This is a genomic window from Pseudomonas sp. LjRoot277, assembly GCF_964253845.1.
Taxonomy (GTDB): Bacteria; Pseudomonadota; Gammaproteobacteria; order Pseudomonadales; family Pseudomonadaceae; genus Aquipseudomonas.
In genome coordinates this window covers 1,725,137-1,744,016 of sequence record NZ_CAXURI020000001.1, presented here as the reverse complement: position 1 = coordinate 1,744,016, position 18,880 = coordinate 1,725,137, and the positions used below count along the sequence as shown (strand labels likewise).

Below are 18,880 nucleotides of genomic sequence, written 5' to 3'. Positions count from 1 at the left end.
CCGGTATGCTTACACACGTCTAGATCAAGCGTTTCAGTAGGTTTCAGTTCCGGCTCCTCGCTGTCATGGAGTGACGCATGCTCAAACCCTCCTGTTTTTTGCTCGGCACCCTGTTGTCGTGTTCGGTCGCCAACGCGCAAATCTTTCAGCGTGAACTGGGCGACTTCGATCTCAAACTCGGCACCACCCCCAGCCGCAGCATGGCCCAGGGACTGGTCAAACCTTCCAGCACCGGCTCGTTCCACGGTGGTCTCGATCTGAGTCACGACAGCGGTTTTTATGTAGGCCAATGGGCACCGAGCATGGGTTTAACGTCAGGGGCCAACCTTGAAGTCGACTCCTACATGGGCTTTAAACAGCCTTTCGATAATACCCTCGGGTACGAAGTCGGCATGATCCGTTACAGCTACCCAAAAGTGGACACCCTCGACAGCCAGGAGCTTTTCGGTGGCCTGACCTTTCTGGGCAGCCGTTTCGGCGCAGCGTTCAGCAACGATCCGGACAAACAGAACAGCACCGTGTTCGCCGACCTGGGCGGCAATCAGCCGTTCGGCATCGGGATCAGCATGAAATACACCACCCACCAGCTCAATATGCCGGTGTCCGTCGACGGTGGGTACGTAGGCAGTTTCACCGACTGGTCAGTGAAACTTTCCCGTCCGTTCATGGGCATTGATCTGGACCTGATCTACAGTGACTCCAGCTTGAGTGGCAACAGTTGCTCCGCCTATTCCGGGCACAACAGCCAATGCGATGGGCTGGTCACCCTAAAGGCCGAACACGCCTTTTACTGATCGGCTGAACTGCGAGGCTCATCCTGCGTTCACATAGAAAAGCCCATTAAAAAAGCCAGGCCTTCGCAAAGGATTCGCCCATGTCGCGCTGGTTGAAGTGTCTCGCCGTCGTTATCACCCTCAGTCTCGCCCTCGGTGCGTGCAGCCGCGTGGGCCTGGCCTACCGCAACCTCGACGTGATCATTCCGTGGACGCTCAGCGACTACCTGGACATGAACGGCGAGCAGAAAGGCTGGCTCAACGAGCGCCTCAAGGAACACCTGAGCTGGCACTGCACCACACAATTGCCGGGCTATCTCGACTGGCTGGATCGCTTGCAGGTCATGGTCGAGACCAACCAGGTCACCGACGCTGCGCTGCAAACCCGCGTCCAGGAAGCCAAAAAGGCAATCGCCCAGACCGCACGGGAAATCACCCCGTCGGCCATTGAGCTGTTACAGGGGCTGGATGACAAGCAAGTCGCAGAGATGAACGACGCCTTTGCCAAAGACCAGCGCAAACGCCAGGACCAATACCTCAAACCGTCGCTCGATCAACAGATCAAGGCGCGCAGCCAGCGTATGGAAAAACGCCTGAATGACTGGCTCGGCCCGCTCAGCACAACCCAGCAGCTACGCGTTGTCACGTGGTCCAACGCCTTGGGGGACCAGAATACGCAATGGATCGCCAACCGCGTCCATTGGCAGAAGCAGTTCAGTGCGGCAGTTGCGCAGCGCCAGAGTCCAGAATTCCCACAGAGAATCGAGACGCTTCTGGTGAATCGCGAGAGTTTGTGGACCCCCGCTTATCGCCAGGCCTACGCCAGCACCGAAGCCCAGGCACGGGCGTTATTTGTGGACTTGATGGCCGAAAGCACGCCGGAACAGCGCCAGCGGTTGTTGAAGAAGATCGAAGGGGTGCGCAAGGACTTCAATGATTTGAAGTGCCTGAAAGCAGCAAAACAGAGCTAAGCACTACGCAAATCCCATGTGGGAGCGGGCTTGCTCGCGAATGCAGTGTCAGGCAACGATAAGTTAACTGGTACACCGCATTCGCGAACAAGCCCGCTCCCACATGGGGTAGATGTGATCTTCAGGCAATCTGTGCCCTCGATGCGATCTCATCAAACCTCACCTCATCCAGCGCATCTTCCTGCTCATCCAACACCTGCCGCGGATGGTCATTGCCCGGAATACTGCTGTCGATCAGGCTCAATAAACTCGAGCCCCGAGGCGTCAAAATGTAGTTCTCGCCATTGCCACCCTGATCTTCTGGCCGAGGCTCGATATAGCCCCGTATCAACAGTAACTTTTCGTACTCGCCAGCTACCGTTTTCAGGTGATCCAGGTTCTCAAACGGCTCACCTTTCGACGCTTTCTCCGCCGCATACTGCTCGGCGTAGGGCCGTGGGGTGAAAATGTGGCCAGCGCCGTTCTGCACCTCATGCAGCAAGCGTTCAATCAAATCCCAGTTGTAAGTCGTCATCCTGATTCAACCTCCGGTGCCCGCGAGTGAGATGGCCTTCATAGGTTGTGACCGGCGCGGTTCGTAGCCGTTCAGCCGAGGTTTTGAACAGCATCGACCGGCGGTATGTCGAATTGGGCGTAGGTCAAACGACTAGGTTGTGTAAGTCACCTCCCAGCACCCCGCAGGAGAATCCCAATGAACATTCAGAATCATCCCGTCGTCTCCCGAGAAGAATGGCTAGCCGCGCGCAAGCAACACCTGGCCCACGAAAAAGCCTTCACCAAAGAACGAGACAAACTCAGCGCCGAACGCCGCGCCCTGCCCTGGGTGAAAATCGACAAGGACTACCGCTTTCAGGGTCCGAACGGCGAACTGAAACTGGCTGACCTGTTCGGCGGCCGTAGTCAATTGGTCATCTACCACTTCATGTTTGGCAAAGGCTGGGACGAAGGCTGTTCCGGCTGCTCGTTCCTGTCCGATCACATTGACGGCGCCAACCAGCACCTGGCCCATCACGACGTCGCCGTGGTGACGGTTTCCCACGCACCGTTCGCCGAATTCCAGGCCTTCAAACGACGCATGGGTTGGAAATTCGATTGGGTGTCGTCAGAAGGCTGCGACTTCAATTACGACTTCGGCGTCTCGGCCCGAGCAGAAGACGTCACCGCCGGCAATGCCACCTACAACTACGAAAAATCCGACGGCGCCGAAGAAGAACTCCCCGGCCTCAGCGTGTTTTATCGCAATGAAGCTGGAGAGATTTTTCACACTTATTCAACCTATGCCCGAGGTCTGGACATGTTGGTCGGCGCCTATAACTACCTCGACCTCACGCCCAAGGGCCGCAATGAAGAGGAAATTATGGATTGGGTGAGGTATCACGACCGGTATGAGGACAAGGCACCGGACAGTTGCTGTCATGGGGGGCAGATCGCTTGATCCGGGTTGGTCACAGCATCCGTGAACACCAACAATCCCCTGTGGGGCTTGCCCGCGGTTACGCGATGGTTGTGATTTGATGGATGTAATTGGCAGACGGCTGCGGAGTGAATGAAAACGGGCGACCTGTGGGTCGCCCGTTTCTGTCACTGAACTTTTTTCGCCCTTCAGCCCTCAACCGGATAACCCGCCTTAACCGGAACCGAGGCCTGACTTTATGAAAACCCTGCTCAAACTCACCCTCGCCGCCACCCTCGCCTGCGCCCTCCCCGTTTGGGCCTGCCCTCCCGAGGAAGCCACCGCCAAGCGCGAACAACTGGCCAAGGAAGTCGCCAAGATCACTGAGCAGAACCCGGCCAAGGCCAAGGAGATCAACGATGAGCTGCAGAAGATGGATCTGGAGACGGCCAGCAAGGATTTACCGGACAAGTGCCAGTTGATCGATCAGCGTCTCAAGGAGCTGGAATCGGCGGCGCAGAAAGCCAAGAGCTGAACGGCAAGATCAAAGAATCGCAGGCTGCGCCAGCTCCTACAGGGAGCCTGCGATCTTTTGACGTAAAAAAACCCGGACACTGTCCGGGTTTTTTATTGGATCGCTACCGCGCCTTATTCAGCAGCCGGCGCTTCCGGCTTGCGGCGCTTCAGCGGCGCCATGCCGTCCTTGCTGACCAGCGACAGGGCGTCGGTCTTTGGGCGGTTGGCGATTTTACGTTTGGTCGGTGCCTTGGCGCCGGTTTTCTTCTTGTCGCCTTTGGCGTCGACTTTTTTCTTCTTCACGCCAACGGCTTTGCCCGAAGCCTTGACCTTTTTCGGTCCGCCGTAGGTGCCTTTGACTTCCTTGATGGTGCGGCGCTCGAAGCTCTGCTTGAGGTAGCGCTCGACGCTCGACATCAGGTTCCAGTCGCCGTGGCAGATCAGCGAGATGGCCAGGCCATCGTTGCCGGCACGGCCGGTACGACCGATGCGGTGAACGTATTCGTCGCCGCTGCGCGGCATGTCGAAGTTGATCACCAGGTCCAGGCCTTCCACGTCGAGGCCGCGAGCGGCGACGTCGGTGGCGACGAGGATTTTCACGCCGCCCTGCTTCAGACGGTCGATGGCCAGCTTGCGATCCTTCTGGTCTTTGTCACCGTGCAGGACGAACGCTTTGTATTCCTGCGCCACCAGGCGGCCGTAGATACGGTCGGCCATGGCCCGGGTGTTGGTGAACACGATGGCCTTCTGATAGGTCTCGTTGGCCAGCAGCCAGTTCACGATCTGTTCTTTGTGCTGGTTGTGGTCAGCGGTGATGATCTGCTGACGGGTGGTCGCATTCAGGTCGCTGACGTTGTTGAGCTGCAGGTGCTCAGGGTTGTTCAATACCTTGGCGACCATCTCGCGCAGGCCAGAACCACCGGTGGTGGCGGAGAACAGCATGGTCTGCTGGCGGTTGGTGCACTCTTCCACCAGACGCTGGACGTCTTCGGCAAAGCCCATGTCGAGCATGCGGTCGGCTTCGTCGAGGACCAGTACTTCGACTTCCTTGAGGTCGAGGTTGCCGGCGTTCAGTTGCTCGATCATCCGGCCCGGCGTACCGATCAGGATGTCCGGCACCTTGCGCAGCATGGCGGCCTGGACCTTGAAGTCTTCACCGCCGGTGATCAGGCCGGACTTGATGAAGGTGAACTGAGCGAAACGCTCAACTTCCTTGATGGTCTGCTGGGCCAGCTCGCGGGTTGGCAACAGGATCAGGGTCTTGATGCTGACGCGGACTTTAGCCGGGCCGATCAGACGGTTGAGGATCGGCAAAACGAAGGCAGCGGTTTTGCCGCTACCGGTTTGCGCTGTCACCCGCAGGTCACGCCCTTGGAGCGCCAGCGGAATAGCCGCTGCTTGCACTGGCGTTGGCTCGACAAATTTAAGCTCGGCCACGGCTTTGAGCAGGCGTTCGTGCAGGGCGAATTGGGAAAACACGGGTGCTACCTCGAAGAAATACAAAAAAACAGCTGCATAGGGTAACGGTTTCGAGCGCTCAGGCCGAGTTTCTTTATACAAACGGCGCTAAACAGTGGTTTTTTTGTTGCGTCTTTTGTCCTGAAACGTCATCCAAAGCGTCTTAAATGCTCTAATCGCCCCGTCGCGTCCTACAGAAGAACCGTTTTTACCCATGGATATCAAACAGCTCTGGCTCAACGTTCAAGACCTTTGGGGTGCCCTTGATCAGCACCCTCTCCTGCATTCCAGCCTGGCATTGGTGGTATTGCTGGTGGTTGCGCTGGTCCTCGGACGAGTGGCGCGCTACCTCATTCTGCATGTGACCAAAATGCTCGGTCGCCAGCCGGCATTGCACTGGATCAATGACTTTCGGCATAACAAGGTCTTTCATCGTCTGGCGCAGATCACCCCCTCGCTGGTGATCCAGTTCGGCTTGCACCTGGTGCCGGAGTTGGGCAAGACCAGTCTGATCTTCCTTGGTAACGTCGCGCTGGCATTTACCATTCTGTTCTTGCTGTTGGCGGTCAGTGCCCTGCTCAGCGCGCTGCTCGACATCTATGCGCGCACCGAACATGCCCGTACCCGCTCGATCAAAGGCTACGTGCAACTGGCAAAAATGGTCTTGTACGTGTTTGGCGCGATCATCATCGTCGCCACGCTGATCGACCGTTCGCCGCTGTTGCTGCTGTCGGGTCTGGGCGCCATGTCGGCGGTAATTCTGTTGGTCTACAAGGACACCCTGCTGTCGTTCGTCGCCAGCGTGCAATTGACCAGCAATGACATGCTGCGGGTCGGCGACTGGATCGAGATGCCGCAAGTCGGCGCCGACGGTGATGTGGTCGACATCACGCTGCACACGGTCAAGGTGCAGAATTTCGACAAGACCATCGTTTCGATTCCAACCTGGCGCCTGATGTCCGAGTCGTTCAAGAACTGGCGCGGCATGCAGCAATCCGGAGGGCGACGGATCAAGCGCAGCCTGTTCATCGACGCCAGTGGCGTGCGATTCATCCGCGATGACGAAGAGCAGAAGCTGTCCCAGGTGCATCTGCTGACCGACTACATCAGTCGCAAGCAGGCTGAACTCAAGGCCTGGAACGAAGCCCAGGGTAATGTGGCGGCGATGTCGGCCAACCGTCGGCGGATGACCAATATCGGGACCTTCCGCGCCTATGCACTGGCGTATTTGAAGAGTCACCCGGAAATCCAGCCGAACATGACCTGCATGGTTCGCCAGATGCAAACCACCGCGCAGGGGATTCCGCTGGAAATCTACTGTTTCACCCGCACCACCGCGTGGGCCGATTACGAGCGGATTCAGGGAGATATTTTTGATTACCTGCTGGCGGTGTTGCCGGAGTTTGGCTTGAGCCTGTATCAGCAGCCGAGTGGCGGGGATTTGCGGGCGGGGTTGTTGCCAGCGCTGCTGGGTGCGAGCCATATTCCAGAGCCCGAAAAACACGTCATGTAACACCTCACTCACGCAGGGGTTTAAGGGCTATTTTCCAAAGAGCCGGCGCACCTGAACGGGATCGGCATTACCGCCTTGGTCAAGCGCGAGGAAATACTTCAACTGCCATTGCTGCGTTTTCACCGCTTGTTTGGCGACGGGTCTGGACCATGGCGGATAGACACGAATCGCCCGCTTGCCACCTTCGCCACCAATCGACATGACACCCTTGGCGGCGAGTATCTCCCGGTCAAACACAAACTGCCCGCGATGGGGTTCATCAGCAACGCTCACCACCACAAAGGCGACGCCATCGCCGCTATCGAGCGGTGCAATCTCGCTGGTCGGCGTTGGCCGCTTCCACAGCGTGACGAACTGACCCATCTTGGTCGGCGTGGTTTTCGCCACTCGGAAGACCATCGCCTGGCCATCGAGGCCGAAGCGGCAGGCGCCGTATTCGGCACTCTCCTCCTCGCGCCGAGCTTCATCCGTTAACGTCATACCTGCGGGCTTGTAGATCTGCTCGATGGCGGCGATCAGGTCCGTCATGGACGTTCCCGCAACGGCAGCACTTCTCGCCTGACGCCCAACCGGCTGATCCACACCGCCATCAAAATCACCGACCCACCGAGGAACAACCGCCCCAGTTCTTCATGCTGATTCCAGATCAGCAAATTGATCAGCAACCCCACCGGCACATGCAGATTGTTCATCACCGCGAGCGTCCCGCCATTCACCAGGCACGCGCCCTTGTTCCACCAGTACAACCCGAGCGCAGTCGAGACCAGGCCGAGGAACACCAGCACGCCCCATTGCAGAGGCGCTTCGGGCAGGAAGTTCTGTTTGCCGAACAACAGAAACGCCGGCAACGCCACCGCCAATGCCCCCAGGTAGAAGTAACCAAAGCGCCGGTAATGCGGCAAATCGCTCGGATGGCGGGCCACCAGATGCTTATAGAGCACCTGCCCGGCAGCGTAGGTGAAGTTGGCCAGTTGCAGCAGCAGGAAGCCCATGAAGAAATCGGGGTTGATCCGGTCGTAGCGAATCACCGCCGCGCCCATCACCGCCACCAGTGCCGCGACCAATGCCCACGGATTGAAGCGCCGGTTCAGCGCGTCTTCGATCAAGGTCACGTGCAGTGGTGTGAGGATGGTGAACAGCAACACCTCCGGCACTGTCAGCACCCGAAAGCTCAGGTACAGGCAGACGTACGTCACGCCGAACTGCAACGCGCCGATCAGCAGCATGCCGCGCATGAACGCCGGTTCAACCGAACGCCAGCGGGTCAACGGAATGAACACCAGCCCCGCCAGCACCACTCGCACCAGCACCGCAAAGTAACTGTCGACATGACCGGCCAGGTATTCACCGATCAAGCTGAAGGAAAACGCCTGAATCAGCGTGACAAAAAGTAGATAGCCCATGCTCGCCTCGTTTCGAATGGCGGCGACGATAGCGGTTTTTGCCGGCCATCGCTAAATCCCGGGCAAAAAAAAGCCCGATCTCGCTAAAGCGTTCAATCGGGCTACAGCACTCAGGAGCAACAAGTGCAAAGGGAGGTTCGATGCGCGTAAAGCCATGAAGGGGTTGCGCCAGGTCACTTGAACATCAAGGGATTATCTGGCGATTAAAGCCTCAGGCGACGAGGGAAAGCTTCGCGTTGGCCTGGCTCAGGCCTTTCTCCTGGAAGTCACCGCCCAGGTTCATGCCTTCGGCATGAATGAACGTCACGTCGTGAATCCCGATGAAGCCCATGACCTGACGCAGGTACGGTTCCTGGTGATCCGCGGTGCTGCCGGCGTAGATCCCGCCGCGCGCAGTCAGCACGTAGGCACGCTTGCCGCTGAGCAAACCTTGCGGGCCGGTGTCGGTGTACTTGAAAGTCACGCCGGCACGCAGCACGTGGTCGAGCCAGGCTTTGAGGGTGCTCGGGATGGCGAAGTTGTACATCGGCGCGGCCATGACCAGTACATCGGCAGCCAGCAATTCGTCGGTCAACTGGTTGGAGCGTTCCAGGGAAACCTGTTCGATGTCGTTGCGCTGTTCGGCAGGTTTCATCCAGCCGCCCAGCAGGTTGATGTCCAGATGCGGCACCGGGTTGACGGCCAGGTCACGAACGGTGATCTGGTCGTTCGGGTGCGCGGCTTGCCACTGGCTGATGAAGGTCTGGGTCAGTTGACGCGAAACCGAGTCTTGCTGACGGGCGCTGCTTTCGATGATCAGAACGCGGGACATGGGATGTAGCCTCCATCTGAGAATGTTGTAAGTCGATGGAGTGAAGGTTAAACAGAGTCATATCGATGAAAAAGCGCAAATAACTGCTATAACCCATCAATAAATTCGTTTATAAGCTGAGCATGTCCTGTGGGAGTAAGCCTGTTCCCACAGGTGCTTGATGTCATTTCGGCGTGCAGGTCAGCTCGATACGCAGCTTGATAATGCTGCGGGTGAACTTCGCAGTGGCGTTTTTGTGTTTGCCAGCCGGCACATCGATCTTGCGCGTACGCGGCGCTTCCGGGCCATTGTTGAAAACTGCCTTGCAGCTCGCATCGATGTCGCCGTAGTTGGCCACCCGGATGGAGCCGATGTCGTTATCCGTGTCGAAGGTCTCGTAGTCAATCTTCAAGCCGTTGAGGTTTTTCTTCACATCGATCGGATAAGCAAATGCCGTCAGCGGCAGCATTGCCAGCAGCACACAACCCGATACCACACAACAAAGCTTTTTCATTCAGCAGTCTCCATAAAGGGCTGCCAGCTTAGGACAAGAGGAGCTATTCATGAAAGCGCCCCGCGTGACCCTTGATCAATGGCGAACGTTACAAGCCGTGGTCGACCACGGCGGTTTCGCCCAGGCCGCCGAAGCGCTGCACCGCTCGCAATCATCGGTGAGTTACACCGTGGCGCGCATGCAGGACCAGCTCGGCGTGCCGCTGTTGCGCATCGACGGCCGCAAAGCGGTGCTGACCGAAGCCGGCGGCGTGTTGCTGCGCCGCTCGCGGCAACTGGTAAAACAGGCCAGTCAGCTGGAAGACCTGGCCCACCACATGGAACAAGGCTGGGAAGCGGAAGTGCGGCTGGTGGTCGACGCCGCCTACCCGAGCGCCCGCCTCGTTCGCGCCTTGACCGCTTTCATGCCACAAAGCCGTGGCTGCCGGGTGCGTCTGCGCGAAGAAGTGCTGTCGGGGGTAGAAGAAGTCTTGCTCGAAGGCGTGGCCGATCTGGCCATTACTGGCCTCAGCATTCCCGGGTATCTGGGCGCGGAATTGAGCGACGTAGAGTTTGTGGCTGTCGCTCACCCCGAACACCCGCTGCATCGTCTGAACCGCGAACTGAACTTCCAGGATCTGGAATCCCAGATGCAAGTGGTCATCCGCGACTCCGGTCGCCAGCAGCCACGGGACGTCGGCTGGCTCGGCGCGGAACAGCGCTGGACTGTCGGCAGCCTGGCTACCGCGGCGACCTTTGTCAGCAGCGGCCTGGGTTTCGCCTGGTTGCCTCGGCACATGATCGAACGGGAACTCAAGGAAGGTCTGCTCAAGCTGCTACCGTTGGACCAGGGCGGCAGCCGCAACCCAAGCTTCTACCTGTACTCGAACAAGGACAAACCCTTGGGGCCGGCCACGCAGATTCTCATCGAACTGCTGCGCACTTTCGACACTGCGCCGCTGGATGCACCTTTCGCTGCCCCTGAACAAGCCTGACACGGAGTGTACGCATGGCCTATTTCGAACACGAAGGTTGCAACCTGCACTATGAGGAATATGGCCACGGCACGCCGTTGCTGCTGGTTCACGGGCTCGGCTCCAGCACCCTGGACTGGGAAAAGCAGATCCCGGCGCTGTCGGCCCGCTACCGGGTGATCGTGCCGGATGTACGCGGCCACGGTCGCTCGGACAAACCCCGCGAGCGCTACAGCATCGCCGGGTTCAGCGCCGACCTGATCGCCCTCATTGAACACCTGAACCTCGGCCCCACTCATTACGTGGGCCTGTCCATGGGCGGCATGATCGGTTTTCAACTGGCCGTGGATCAGCCCCAATTGCTCAAAAGCCTGTGCATCGTCAACAGCGCGCCCGAGGTCAAACTGCGCAGCCGCGACGATTACTGGCAGTGGTTCAAGCGCTGGAGCCTGATGCGCGTCCTCAGTCTGGGCGCCATCGGCACGGCCTTGGGCGGCAAGCTGTTCCCGAAACCGGAACAGGCTGATTTGCGTCAAAAGATGGCCGAACGCTGGGCAAAAAACGACAAACATGCTTATCTCGCCAGCTTCGATGCAATCGTTGGCTGGGGGGTTCAGGAACGACTTTCGAGGGTCTCCTGTCCAACCCTCATCGTCAGCGCCGACCGTGACTACACACCGGTCTCGCTGAAAGAGACCTATGTAAAACTGCTGCCCGATGCGCGGCTGGTGGTGATCGCCGATTCGCGCCACGCCACCCCGCTGGATCAACCCGAAATGTTCAACCAAACGCTGCTCGAGTTTCTCACCGCAGTCGACACCACCTCACTCAGGATCACTGACCCATGCTGAAAAAAATCGCCCTCGTCGCTGGCTCCGTTCTGTTTGCCGCCAACCTGATGGCCGCAACGCCCGCCAAGGCGCCGCACGTGCTGCTAGAGACCACCAACGGCCAGATCGAAATCGAACTGGACCCGGTCAAGGCGCCGATCAGTACCAAGAACTTCCTTGATTACGTCAACAGCGGCTTCTACAACAACACGATTTTTCACCGTGTGATTCCGGGCTTCATGGTCCAGGGCGGCGGTTTCACTCAACAAATGCAGCAGAAAGAAACCAAGGCACCGATCAAGAACGAGTCCAAAAACGGTCTGCATAACGTCCGTGGCACGCTGTCCATGGCCCGCACCTCTAATCCTGATTCGGCCACCAGCCAGTTCTTCGTCAACGTCAAGGACAACGACTTCCTCGACAGCGGTGACGGCTATGCGGTCTTCGGTAAAGTCGTGAAAGGCATGGACGTGGTGGACGTCATCGTCAACTCGCAAACCACCACCCGTGGCGGCATGAAAGATGTGCCAGCCGATCCTGTGTTCATCAAGTCGGCCAAAGTCATCGACTAAGCTACATAGGAAGTCTTGAGCGGCTGCCGGAGTGCGCCGCTCACACTGTTCAAAGGAGAGCCCGTGCGCGGGCGGAGAACTGATGCTTTATCGCCGTTTCGAGAAACTGATCGACATTTTCCGCGAGGCCCCGACGGCCGCTCCGCCGGATCGGGTTCTGCCTTTTTATACCTATTACTTGAAGCAGGTCTGGCCGAGTTTCGCCGTCCTGCTGTTCGTCGGTCTGATCGGTGCGCTGATCGAAGTGGCGCTGTTCAGTTACCTGAGTCGCATCATCGACCTGACCCAAGGCACACCTAACGTCGATTTCTTCAAGGAACACGGCATCGAGCTGGCCTGGATGGCGGTGGTAGCCCTGGTTTTTCGGCCGATTTTTGTTGGCCTGCATGACCTGCTGGTACACCAGACCCTGAGCCCCAGCATGACCAGCCTGATTCGCTGGCAGAACCACAGTTATGTGCTCAAACAGAGCCTGAATTTTTTCCAGAACGACTTCGCCGGGCGCATCGCCCAACGCATCATGCAGACCGGCAACTCGCTACGCGATTCGGCCGTGCAAGCGGTGGACGCGTTATGGCACGTGCTGATCTACGCGATCAGTTCGCTGGTGCTGTTCGCCGAAGCCGACTGGCGCCTGATGATCCCGCTGCTGACCTGGATCGCCGCCTTCATCAGTGCCCTTTACTACTTCGTGCCACGGGTCAAGGAACGCTCGGTGGTGTCCTCCGATGCGCGCTCCAAACTCATGGGGCGGATCGTCGACGGCTACACCAACATCACCACCCTGAAGCTGTTCGCCCACACCAACTTCGAGCAGCAATACGCTCGCGAAGCGATCAAGGAACAAACCGAAAAAGCCCAATTGGCCGGCCGGGTGGTCACCAGCATGGACGTGGTCATCACCAGCATGAACGGCTTGCTGATCGTCGGCACCACCGGCCTGGCCCTGTGGCTGTGGACGCAGTCGCTGATCACCGTAGGCGCCATCGCCCTGGCCACCGGTCTGGTGATCCGCATCGTCAACATGTCCGGCTGGATCATGTGGGTGGTCACCGGCATTTTCGAAAACATCGGCATGGTTCAGGACGGTTTGCAGACCATTTCTCAACCGGTCAGCGTCACCGATCGCGAGCAGGCCAAACCGCTGACGGTCACCCGTGGCGAGGTGCGTTTCGAGCACGTGGATTTCCACTACGGCAAGAAGAGCGGGATCATCGGCGACCTCAACCTGACCATCAAGCCCGGCGAGAAAATCGGCCTGATCGGTCCCTCCGGTGCCGGCAAGTCAACCCTGGTCAACCTGCTTCTGCGCCTCTATGACGTGGAGGGCGGGCGCATCCTCATCGACGGCCAGAACATCGCCGAAGTCGGCCAGGAAAGCCTGCGCGAGCGCATCGGCATGATCACCCAGGATACGTCCCTGCTGCATCGCTCGATCCGTGACAATTTGCTGTACGGCAAACCCGACGCCACCGACGCCGAACTCTGGGAGGCGGTACACAAGGCCCGCGCCGACGAGTTCATCCCATTGTTGTCGGACTCCGAAGGTCGCACCGGTTTTGACGCCCACGTCGGTGAACGCGGGGTGAAACTCTCCGGCGGTCAGCGTCAGCGGATAGCGATTGCTCGCGTGCTGCTCAAGGACGCGCCGATCCTGATCATGGACGAGGCCACCTCGGCGCTGGATTCGGAGGTCGAAGCAGCGATCCAGGAAAGCCTCGAAACCCTGATGCAGGGCAAAACCGTGATCGCCATCGCTCACCGGCTCTCGACCATCGCCCGTATGGACCGGCTGGTGGTGCTGGAAAAAGGCAAGATCGCCGAAACCGGCAGCCACGCCGAACTGCTGGCCCATGGCGGGTTGTATGCGCGGTTGTGGCAGCACCAGACGGGTGGGTTTGTCGGCATCGATTAAATTTGTCGATCGCCAATGCCCTTGTAGCAGCTGGCGCAGCCTGCGTTCGGCTGCGCAGCAGTCGTTCATCCAGCACATGCGTTTTACCTGAAACACCGCGTTGTATGATTTTACGACTGCTGCGCAGCCGAACGCAGGCTGCGCCAGCTGCTACATAGACTTCCTACATCATTAAAACCGCTACAGCCCTTCAATGACGGGCTCTAGCGGTTTTTTGTGGCCACTGGAAATCCGCCAAAACCCTGCTGTAATCAGCCAAGGTTCTGGAGATGAGCCTGTCGTAAATGTGCAGGATGCATCACTCGATACAGTCTCGATAGGAAGCCTATCAAGGACGCTCTCATGTCTCTGTTCAAACGTTCAGTCACTGAGTTGTTAGGTACGTTCTGGCTGGTGTTGGGGGGTTGCGGCAGTGCGGTCCTGGCCGCGTCTTCTCCGCTGGGGATCGGGGTGCTGGGTGTGGCCCTGGCCTTTGGTCTGACGGTACTGACCATGGCATTCGCCATTGGCCATATTTCCGGCTGCCATCTCAACCCCGCCGTTTCGGTCGGTTTGTTCGTCGGCGGTCGATTCCCCGCCAAAGAGCTGCCCGCCTACATCATCGCTCAGGTGATTGGTGCGATTATCGCGGCGGCCTTGATCTACTACATAGCCAACGGCAAGGAAGGCTTCGATCTCGCCAACGGTCTGGCTTCCAACGGCTACGGCGAGCATTCTCCCGGCAAATACTCGATGGCCGCAGGCTTTGTCTGTGAGCTGGTGATGACGGCGATGTTCGTGCTGATCATCCTCGGCGCCACCGACAAGCGCGCCCCCGCCGGGCTGGCACCGATCGCCATCGGCCTGGCCCTGACGCTGATTCACCTGATCTCGATCCCTGTCACCAACACCTCGGTCAACCCGGCCCGCAGCACTGGCCCGGCGCTGATCGTCGGAGGCTGGGCCATCGCGCAATTGTGGATGTTCTGGGTGGCGCCGCTGCTCGGCGCTGTGATCGGCGGCGTGACGTATCGATGGTTAGGCAAGGAAGGCAGCTGAAGCCCAGGGTGAGGATCAGTCTTGCCGGTAAGGCAAGGCCGTCCTCGCTTCCTCGGCATACGCCAACACACCAACGCGCTCTTGCTGCAGGAAGTCTTTGACGGCCGCTTTCAGGCCGGGATGACGCAAGTAGTGCCATGAATGAGTGATCACCGGTTCGAACCCGCGAATCAACTTGTGCTCGCCCTGGGCACCGGCATCGAATCGCTGGAAGCCGTTGGCAATCGCGTAGTCCATTCCCTGGTAGAAACAGGTCTCGAAGTGCAAACGATCGAACTCCGCAAGACAGCCCCAGTAACGACCGTAAAAGCTGTCGCCACCCACCAGACTGAAGGCCATGGCCACCGGCCGTGAGCCTTGCTTGGCCAGCACCACGCGAATCGACTCTGGCATGCGCTCGGCCAGCAAACTGAAAAACTCCCGCGTCAGATACGGCGCTTGCCGACGCACTGCGTAGGTATTGGCGTAGCAGGCATAGACAAAATCCCACTGCGCCTGATCGAGTTGCCTACCTTCAAGCCATTCGAAATCAATGCCCTGCCCCGCCACTTGTTCGCGTTCCTTGCGCATCTGCTTGCGCTTGCGCGAACTAAGGACGTCTAGGAAGTCCTGAAAATCCCGATAGCCGCGATTCTGCCAGTGGTACTGACAGCCGATTCGCTGCAACCAGCCCGGCTGCTCGGCCAAGGCCGCGTCAGTGAACGGGTCGGTGAAGTTGATGTGGGCACTGGAGAGTTGTTCGATTTCAAGGTAGCCCGGCAGGCTGTTCAACAGTTCGAAACCGTCCTCGAGCGTGGCGGCCAGTAAACGCGGGCCACTGACCGGACTGAACGGCACAGCCGTCAGCAGCTTGGGGTAGTAATCGATACCCGCACGCTCACAGGCATCGGCCCAGGCGTGATCGAACACGTACTCGCCGTAGGAATGCCATTTGCGGTAACTGGGCAGCGCGGCAATCAGGCGATCGCCTTCGATGTGCAACAAATGCTCGGGTTGCCAGCCGGAATGAGGGCCGACGCTGCCGCTGTCTTCCAGCGCGCCGAGAAAGGCGTGGCGCAGAAAGGGCTGATTCTCGGGCACCAGGGCGTCCCACGTCTGCGACGCGATTTCGGACAGACTTTCCAGACGTTGCAGCGGCATCAGTTCTTCCCTACTTCTTTGCGTGAAAGCCCGGCGAGTATCGCCCATCGCCAAAAAATCCACACGAGCAATCCGCCGACAGGGCTCTGGACAAGGGTGTACGCCCTATTTGTATCGTCATCGAGACGCCATCACTTTGCCACCGCTCTGTCATAAACCATCGCGATACTGGCGCCTGTTTTTAGAGCGCCGGGTTCTATACCTGGTCACTGTTTTCCGTCCGTCAACGGTCGGTTGTGTCCTGGATGGCTCAGTCATCCCATTACATCTTCGGAGATTGATATGCGTCTTGCTTCCACGAAAACTGCGGCAGCCTTGTGTGGTGGGTTGCTGCTGGCCATGAGTGTTCCGGCCAGCGCCGCAGTTGACGCCAAACTGCTCGACATGCTCAAGGCAAACGGATCGATTTCGCCTGCGCAGTACACCGAACTGCAAGCCGAGCTGGCCAGGGATCAAAAAGACCAGCAAATCGCCCGCCAGGCTCAACAAGAGACCAACGAGCAGATCGCAGCAACTGCGAAGAAAACCGACACTCTGAGCGCCTTCGACCAGAAACTGGCGTGGGCCGCCAAGACCCAATTCAAGGGTGACGTGCGTTTCCGTGAAGAAACCGTCCACAACGATGGCGTTCCAAACAACAAGGACCAGGATCGTCAGCGCATTCGTGCCCGCCTGGGTGCCTACAGCGAAATCAACCCGCAAGTCGACACCGGTATTCGTATCGCCACCGGCAGCAACGATGACGCCCGCTCCACCAACCAGGACCTGAACAACTACTTCGACAAGAAGTCGATCTGGCTGGACCAGGGCTACGTCGACTACCACCCTGACGCGATCAAGAACCTGCACCTCATTGGCGGAAAGATGTCTCAGCCATGGGTAAGCATGGGCGACATCATCTGGGATAGCGACATCAACCCGGAAGGTCTGGCTGCGACTTACAAGTACCCGCTGGGCGGCAGCACCGAGCTGTTCGGTAGTGCCGGTCACTACACCCTCAAGGACAACGTCGACGGCGAGGGTGTGCAGTTCAAACACGACCTGCGCCTGTACGCTGGCCAGTTGGGTGCGCGCTTCGCCATCACCGACAGCATGAAAATGACCTTGGGCGGCAGTATCTACTCGTACGACAACGACAAGAACAGCGCCTGCCCTACCACCGGCACCGTCACCGCGCCATGCGCCCTGGCCGTCAACGGCAACAGCCCGAACGAAACCTTCAAACTGTACGAAGGCTTTGGTCAGCTCGACTTCAGCAACCTGCCAGTACCGCTCTCGTTGTACGGTCAGTACGTCAACAACAAAGACGCGAGCAACGATCAGGACACTGGTTGGTTGGCCGGTGTGAAGTCCAAGATCTACGGCTTCGCAGTGGACTACAACTACCGCGATGTACAGCGTAACGCGGTGGTCGGCGCCTTCACCGACTCCGACTTTGCCAACGGTTACACCGGTTCGCGCGGCAGCAAGTTGAAAGTGAGCTACGAGTTGGACAAGAACTTCAACCTCGGCGCGACGTACTTCATGGCTACATCTGACCAAACCAACGCTAGCCTCAACAAGAAAGACTCCGACATCAACACCCTGCAACTGGATGCCGAAGCGAAGTTCTGATTCCCCGCTACACGACTCGGGCAAGGAAGCTCGAGGCGCTTTTACAAACTCGCGTTGTGGTATCGGTCCCCATCATCCGTCCGATATTGCAGCGCGAGTTTTTTTGTTGGCGCAAAAAAAGATCGCAGCCTGCGGCAGCGCCTACACCGACCGTATTCCAACCGCGATATCGCGTTGAAATCCAATCCCGTGTAGGAGCTGCCGCAGGCTGCGATCTTTTAAGGCAAACTCAGCGCTTGCGCAGAATCACGCTACCAATCGAGTAACCGGCACCGAACGAGCTGAGTACTGCCAGCGAACCGGCGGCCAGATCGTCCTGGTTCTTGTGAAACGCAATCACGGAACCGGCGGAGCTGGTGTTGGCGTAGGTGTCGAGAATCACCGGGGCTTCTTCTTCGGTGGCTTCGCGGCCCAGCAGTTTCTTGACGATCAGGTGGTTCATGCTGAGGTTGGCCTGGTGCAGCCAGAAGCGTTTCACGTCACTGATGTTGAGCGTGTTCTCTTCCAGGTGCGTAGCGATCAGCTCGGCGACCATCGGGCAGACATCGCGGAACACCTTGCGGCCTTCCTGCACGAACAGTTTGTCCTTGGCACCGATGCCCTCTTCCGCCGCGCGGTTGAGGAAGCCGAAGTTGTTGCGGATGTTGTTGGAGAACTTGGTCAGCAGCTTGGTGCTGACAATGTCGAACTGGTACTTGGACGTCGCCAGGTCAGCACGTTCGATGATCACCGCGGTAGCGGCGTCGCCGAAGATGAAGTGGCTGTCGCGGTCGCGGAAGTTCAGGTGACCGGTGCAGACTTCCGGGTTGACCATCAGGATCGCCCGGGCCTGGCCCAGTTGCACGCTGTTGGTCGCCGCCTGAATGCCGAAGGTCGCCGAGGAGCAGGCGACGTTCATGTCGTAACCGAAACCCTGGATGCCCAAGGCTTCCTGGACTTCGATGGCGATGGCCGGATAGGCACGTTGCAGGTTGGAGCAGGCGACGATCACGCCGTCGATGTCCGCGGCGGTCTTGCCGGCACGTTGCAAGGCTTGTTCGGCGGCGCCGATGGCCATTTGGCAAAGCACCGACCACTCGTCATTCGAGCGTTCCGGCAGGCGTGGCGCCATGCGTTGCGGATCGAGGATGCCTTCTTTGTCCATGACAAAGCGGCTTTTGATGCCAGACGCCTTTTCGATAAACGCCGCGCTGGACTCGGTCAACGCTTCGATTTCGCCGCGCGCGATGGCGTCGGCGTTGTCGGCGTTGAATTGCGCGACGTAAGCGTTGAAAGACTGCACCAGCTCTTCGTTGGAGATGCTGTTGGCCGGGGTGTACAGGCCGGTGCCGCTGATGACGACGTTATGCATGGTCGTTTCTCTAATCTGTTCAGGCAGAAAGTGTTGGCACCGACGTACCAACACACAAAGGATCTGCTCCCGCCAGGGGGAGCAAACCTGGCATCGCTTTTTTCCGATCCGCCCAGACCTGTGAAGGCTCAAAACCG

General features: G+C 58.6%; 18 protein-coding genes and 1 pseudogene. 11 read left to right on the top strand and 8 right to left on the bottom strand.

What is annotated here, in order from left to right; all coding sequences use genetic code 11:
- Positions 1-77: 77 nt before the first annotated feature.
- Positions 78-794, top strand: a complete 717-nt coding sequence (locus ACSQ87_RS08330; RefSeq protein ID WP_436273579.1) for a TorF family putative porin — start codon at positions 78-80, stop codon at positions 792-794.
- An 80-nt stretch (positions 795-874) separates the two neighbouring features.
- Positions 875-1,744 carry a DUF6279 family lipoprotein gene (locus ACSQ87_RS08325; protein ID WP_223432042.1) on the top strand — a complete coding sequence of 290 codons (870 nt, stop codon included), beginning with the start codon at positions 875-877 and terminating at the stop codon, positions 1,742-1,744.
- A gap of 121 nt (positions 1,745-1,865) precedes the next feature.
- Here the strand turns inward: ACSQ87_RS08325 and ACSQ87_RS08320 are convergent, their stop codons facing one another.
- Positions 1,866-2,258, bottom strand: coding sequence for a hypothetical protein (locus ACSQ87_RS08320; RefSeq protein ID WP_046048098.1), 393 nt, complete (start codon positions 2,256-2,258; stop codon positions 1,866-1,868).
- A gap of 177 nt (positions 2,259-2,435) precedes the next feature.
- On the opposite strand from ACSQ87_RS08320, the gene ACSQ87_RS08315 reads away from it, so the two are divergent.
- A complete protein-coding gene (locus ACSQ87_RS08315) occupies positions 2,436-3,179 on the top strand; it encodes a DUF899 domain-containing protein (protein WP_223432041.1) in 744 nt (247 codons plus the stop codon).
- Positions 3,180-3,396: 217 nt separating this feature from the next.
- The gene (locus ACSQ87_RS08310; protein WP_150655029.1) at positions 3,397-3,672 is read left to right on the top strand and encodes a hypothetical protein; all 276 of its coding nucleotides are present in this window, start codon (positions 3,397-3,399) and stop codon (positions 3,670-3,672) included.
- Between the two features lie 113 nt (positions 3,673-3,785).
- Here the strand turns inward: ACSQ87_RS08310 and ACSQ87_RS08305 are convergent, their stop codons facing one another.
- Positions 3,786-5,132, bottom strand: a complete 1,347-nt coding sequence (locus ACSQ87_RS08305; RefSeq protein ID WP_008153197.1) for a DEAD/DEAH box helicase — start codon at positions 5,130-5,132, stop codon at positions 3,786-3,788.
- A gap of 193 nt (positions 5,133-5,325) precedes the next feature.
- On the opposite strand from ACSQ87_RS08305, the gene ACSQ87_RS08300 reads away from it, so the two are divergent.
- Positions 5,326-6,624 carry a mechanosensitive ion channel family protein gene (locus ACSQ87_RS08300; protein ID WP_223432040.1) on the top strand — a complete coding sequence of 433 codons (1,299 nt, stop codon included), beginning with the start codon at positions 5,326-5,328 and terminating at the stop codon, positions 6,622-6,624.
- Positions 6,625-6,651: 27 nt separating this feature from the next.
- Here ACSQ87_RS08300 and ACSQ87_RS08295 read toward each other — a convergent pair whose 3' ends face one another.
- The 4 genes from ACSQ87_RS08295 to ACSQ87_RS08280 form a co-directional block, all read right to left on the bottom strand.
- Entirely contained in the window at positions 6,652-7,152 is a 501-nt protein-coding gene (locus ACSQ87_RS08295; protein ID WP_223432039.1) for a MepB family protein, read from the bottom strand.
- A complete protein-coding gene (locus ACSQ87_RS08290) occupies positions 7,149-8,027 on the bottom strand; it encodes a carboxylate/amino acid/amine transporter (RefSeq protein WP_095127855.1) in 879 nt (292 codons plus the stop codon). The genes ACSQ87_RS08295 and ACSQ87_RS08290 overlap by 4 nt, the downstream gene beginning before the upstream one ends.
- Positions 8,028-8,238: 211 nt before the next feature.
- Complete coding sequence (locus tag ACSQ87_RS08285; protein ID WP_223432038.1) at positions 8,239-8,838, bottom strand: FMN-dependent NADH-azoreductase; 600 nt, start codon at positions 8,836-8,838, stop codon at positions 8,239-8,241.
- 163 nt (positions 8,839-9,001) lie between these two features.
- Complete coding sequence (locus tag ACSQ87_RS08280) at positions 9,002-9,331, bottom strand: 3-phosphoglycerate kinase (RefSeq protein WP_223432037.1); 330 nt, start codon at positions 9,329-9,331, stop codon at positions 9,002-9,004.
- A 49-nt stretch (positions 9,332-9,380) separates the two neighbouring features.
- Here ACSQ87_RS08280 and ACSQ87_RS08275 point away from each other — a divergent pair, with 49 nt between their 5' ends.
- From ACSQ87_RS08275 to aqpZ, 5 genes and pseudogenes are all read left to right on the top strand, one after another.
- Entirely contained in the window at positions 9,381-10,304 is a 924-nt protein-coding gene (locus ACSQ87_RS08275) for a LysR family transcriptional regulator (RefSeq protein WP_046048083.1), read from the top strand.
- A gap of 14 nt (positions 10,305-10,318) precedes the next feature.
- Positions 10,319-11,124, top strand: a pseudogene (locus ACSQ87_RS08270) (alpha/beta fold hydrolase).
- Positions 11,125-11,127: 3 nt separating this feature from the next.
- Positions 11,128-11,685 carry a peptidylprolyl isomerase gene (locus tag ACSQ87_RS08265; RefSeq protein WP_046048081.1) on the top strand — a complete coding sequence of 186 codons (558 nt, stop codon included), beginning with the start codon at positions 11,128-11,130 and terminating at the stop codon, positions 11,683-11,685.
- Positions 11,686-11,767: 82 nt separating this feature from the next.
- Complete coding sequence (locus ACSQ87_RS08260; protein ID WP_223432036.1) at positions 11,768-13,600, top strand: ABC transporter ATP-binding protein; 1,833 nt, start codon at positions 11,768-11,770, stop codon at positions 13,598-13,600.
- A 342-nt stretch (positions 13,601-13,942) separates the two neighbouring features.
- A complete protein-coding gene (gene aqpZ, locus ACSQ87_RS08255) occupies positions 13,943-14,638 on the top strand; it encodes an aquaporin Z (RefSeq protein WP_095127861.1) in 696 nt (231 codons plus the stop codon).
- 15 nt (positions 14,639-14,653) lie between these two features.
- On the opposite strand, the gene ACSQ87_RS08250 is transcribed toward aqpZ, so the two are convergent.
- Positions 14,654-15,778, bottom strand: coding sequence for a GNAT family N-acetyltransferase (locus tag ACSQ87_RS08250; protein ID WP_223432035.1), 1,125 nt, complete (start codon positions 15,776-15,778; stop codon positions 14,654-14,656).
- Between the two features lie 282 nt (positions 15,779-16,060).
- On the opposite strand from ACSQ87_RS08250, the gene ACSQ87_RS08245 reads away from it, so the two are divergent.
- A complete protein-coding gene (locus ACSQ87_RS08245; protein WP_223432034.1) occupies positions 16,061-17,392 on the top strand; it encodes a putative porin in 1,332 nt (443 codons plus the stop codon).
- Positions 17,393-17,621: 229 nt separating this feature from the next.
- On the opposite strand, the gene ACSQ87_RS08240 is transcribed toward ACSQ87_RS08245, so the two are convergent.
- Positions 17,622-18,743: a beta-ketoacyl-ACP synthase III gene (locus ACSQ87_RS08240; protein ID WP_223432033.1), complete on the bottom strand. Its 1,122-nt coding sequence runs from the start codon at positions 18,741-18,743 to the stop codon at positions 17,622-17,624.
- Positions 18,744-18,880 lie beyond the last annotated feature (137 nt).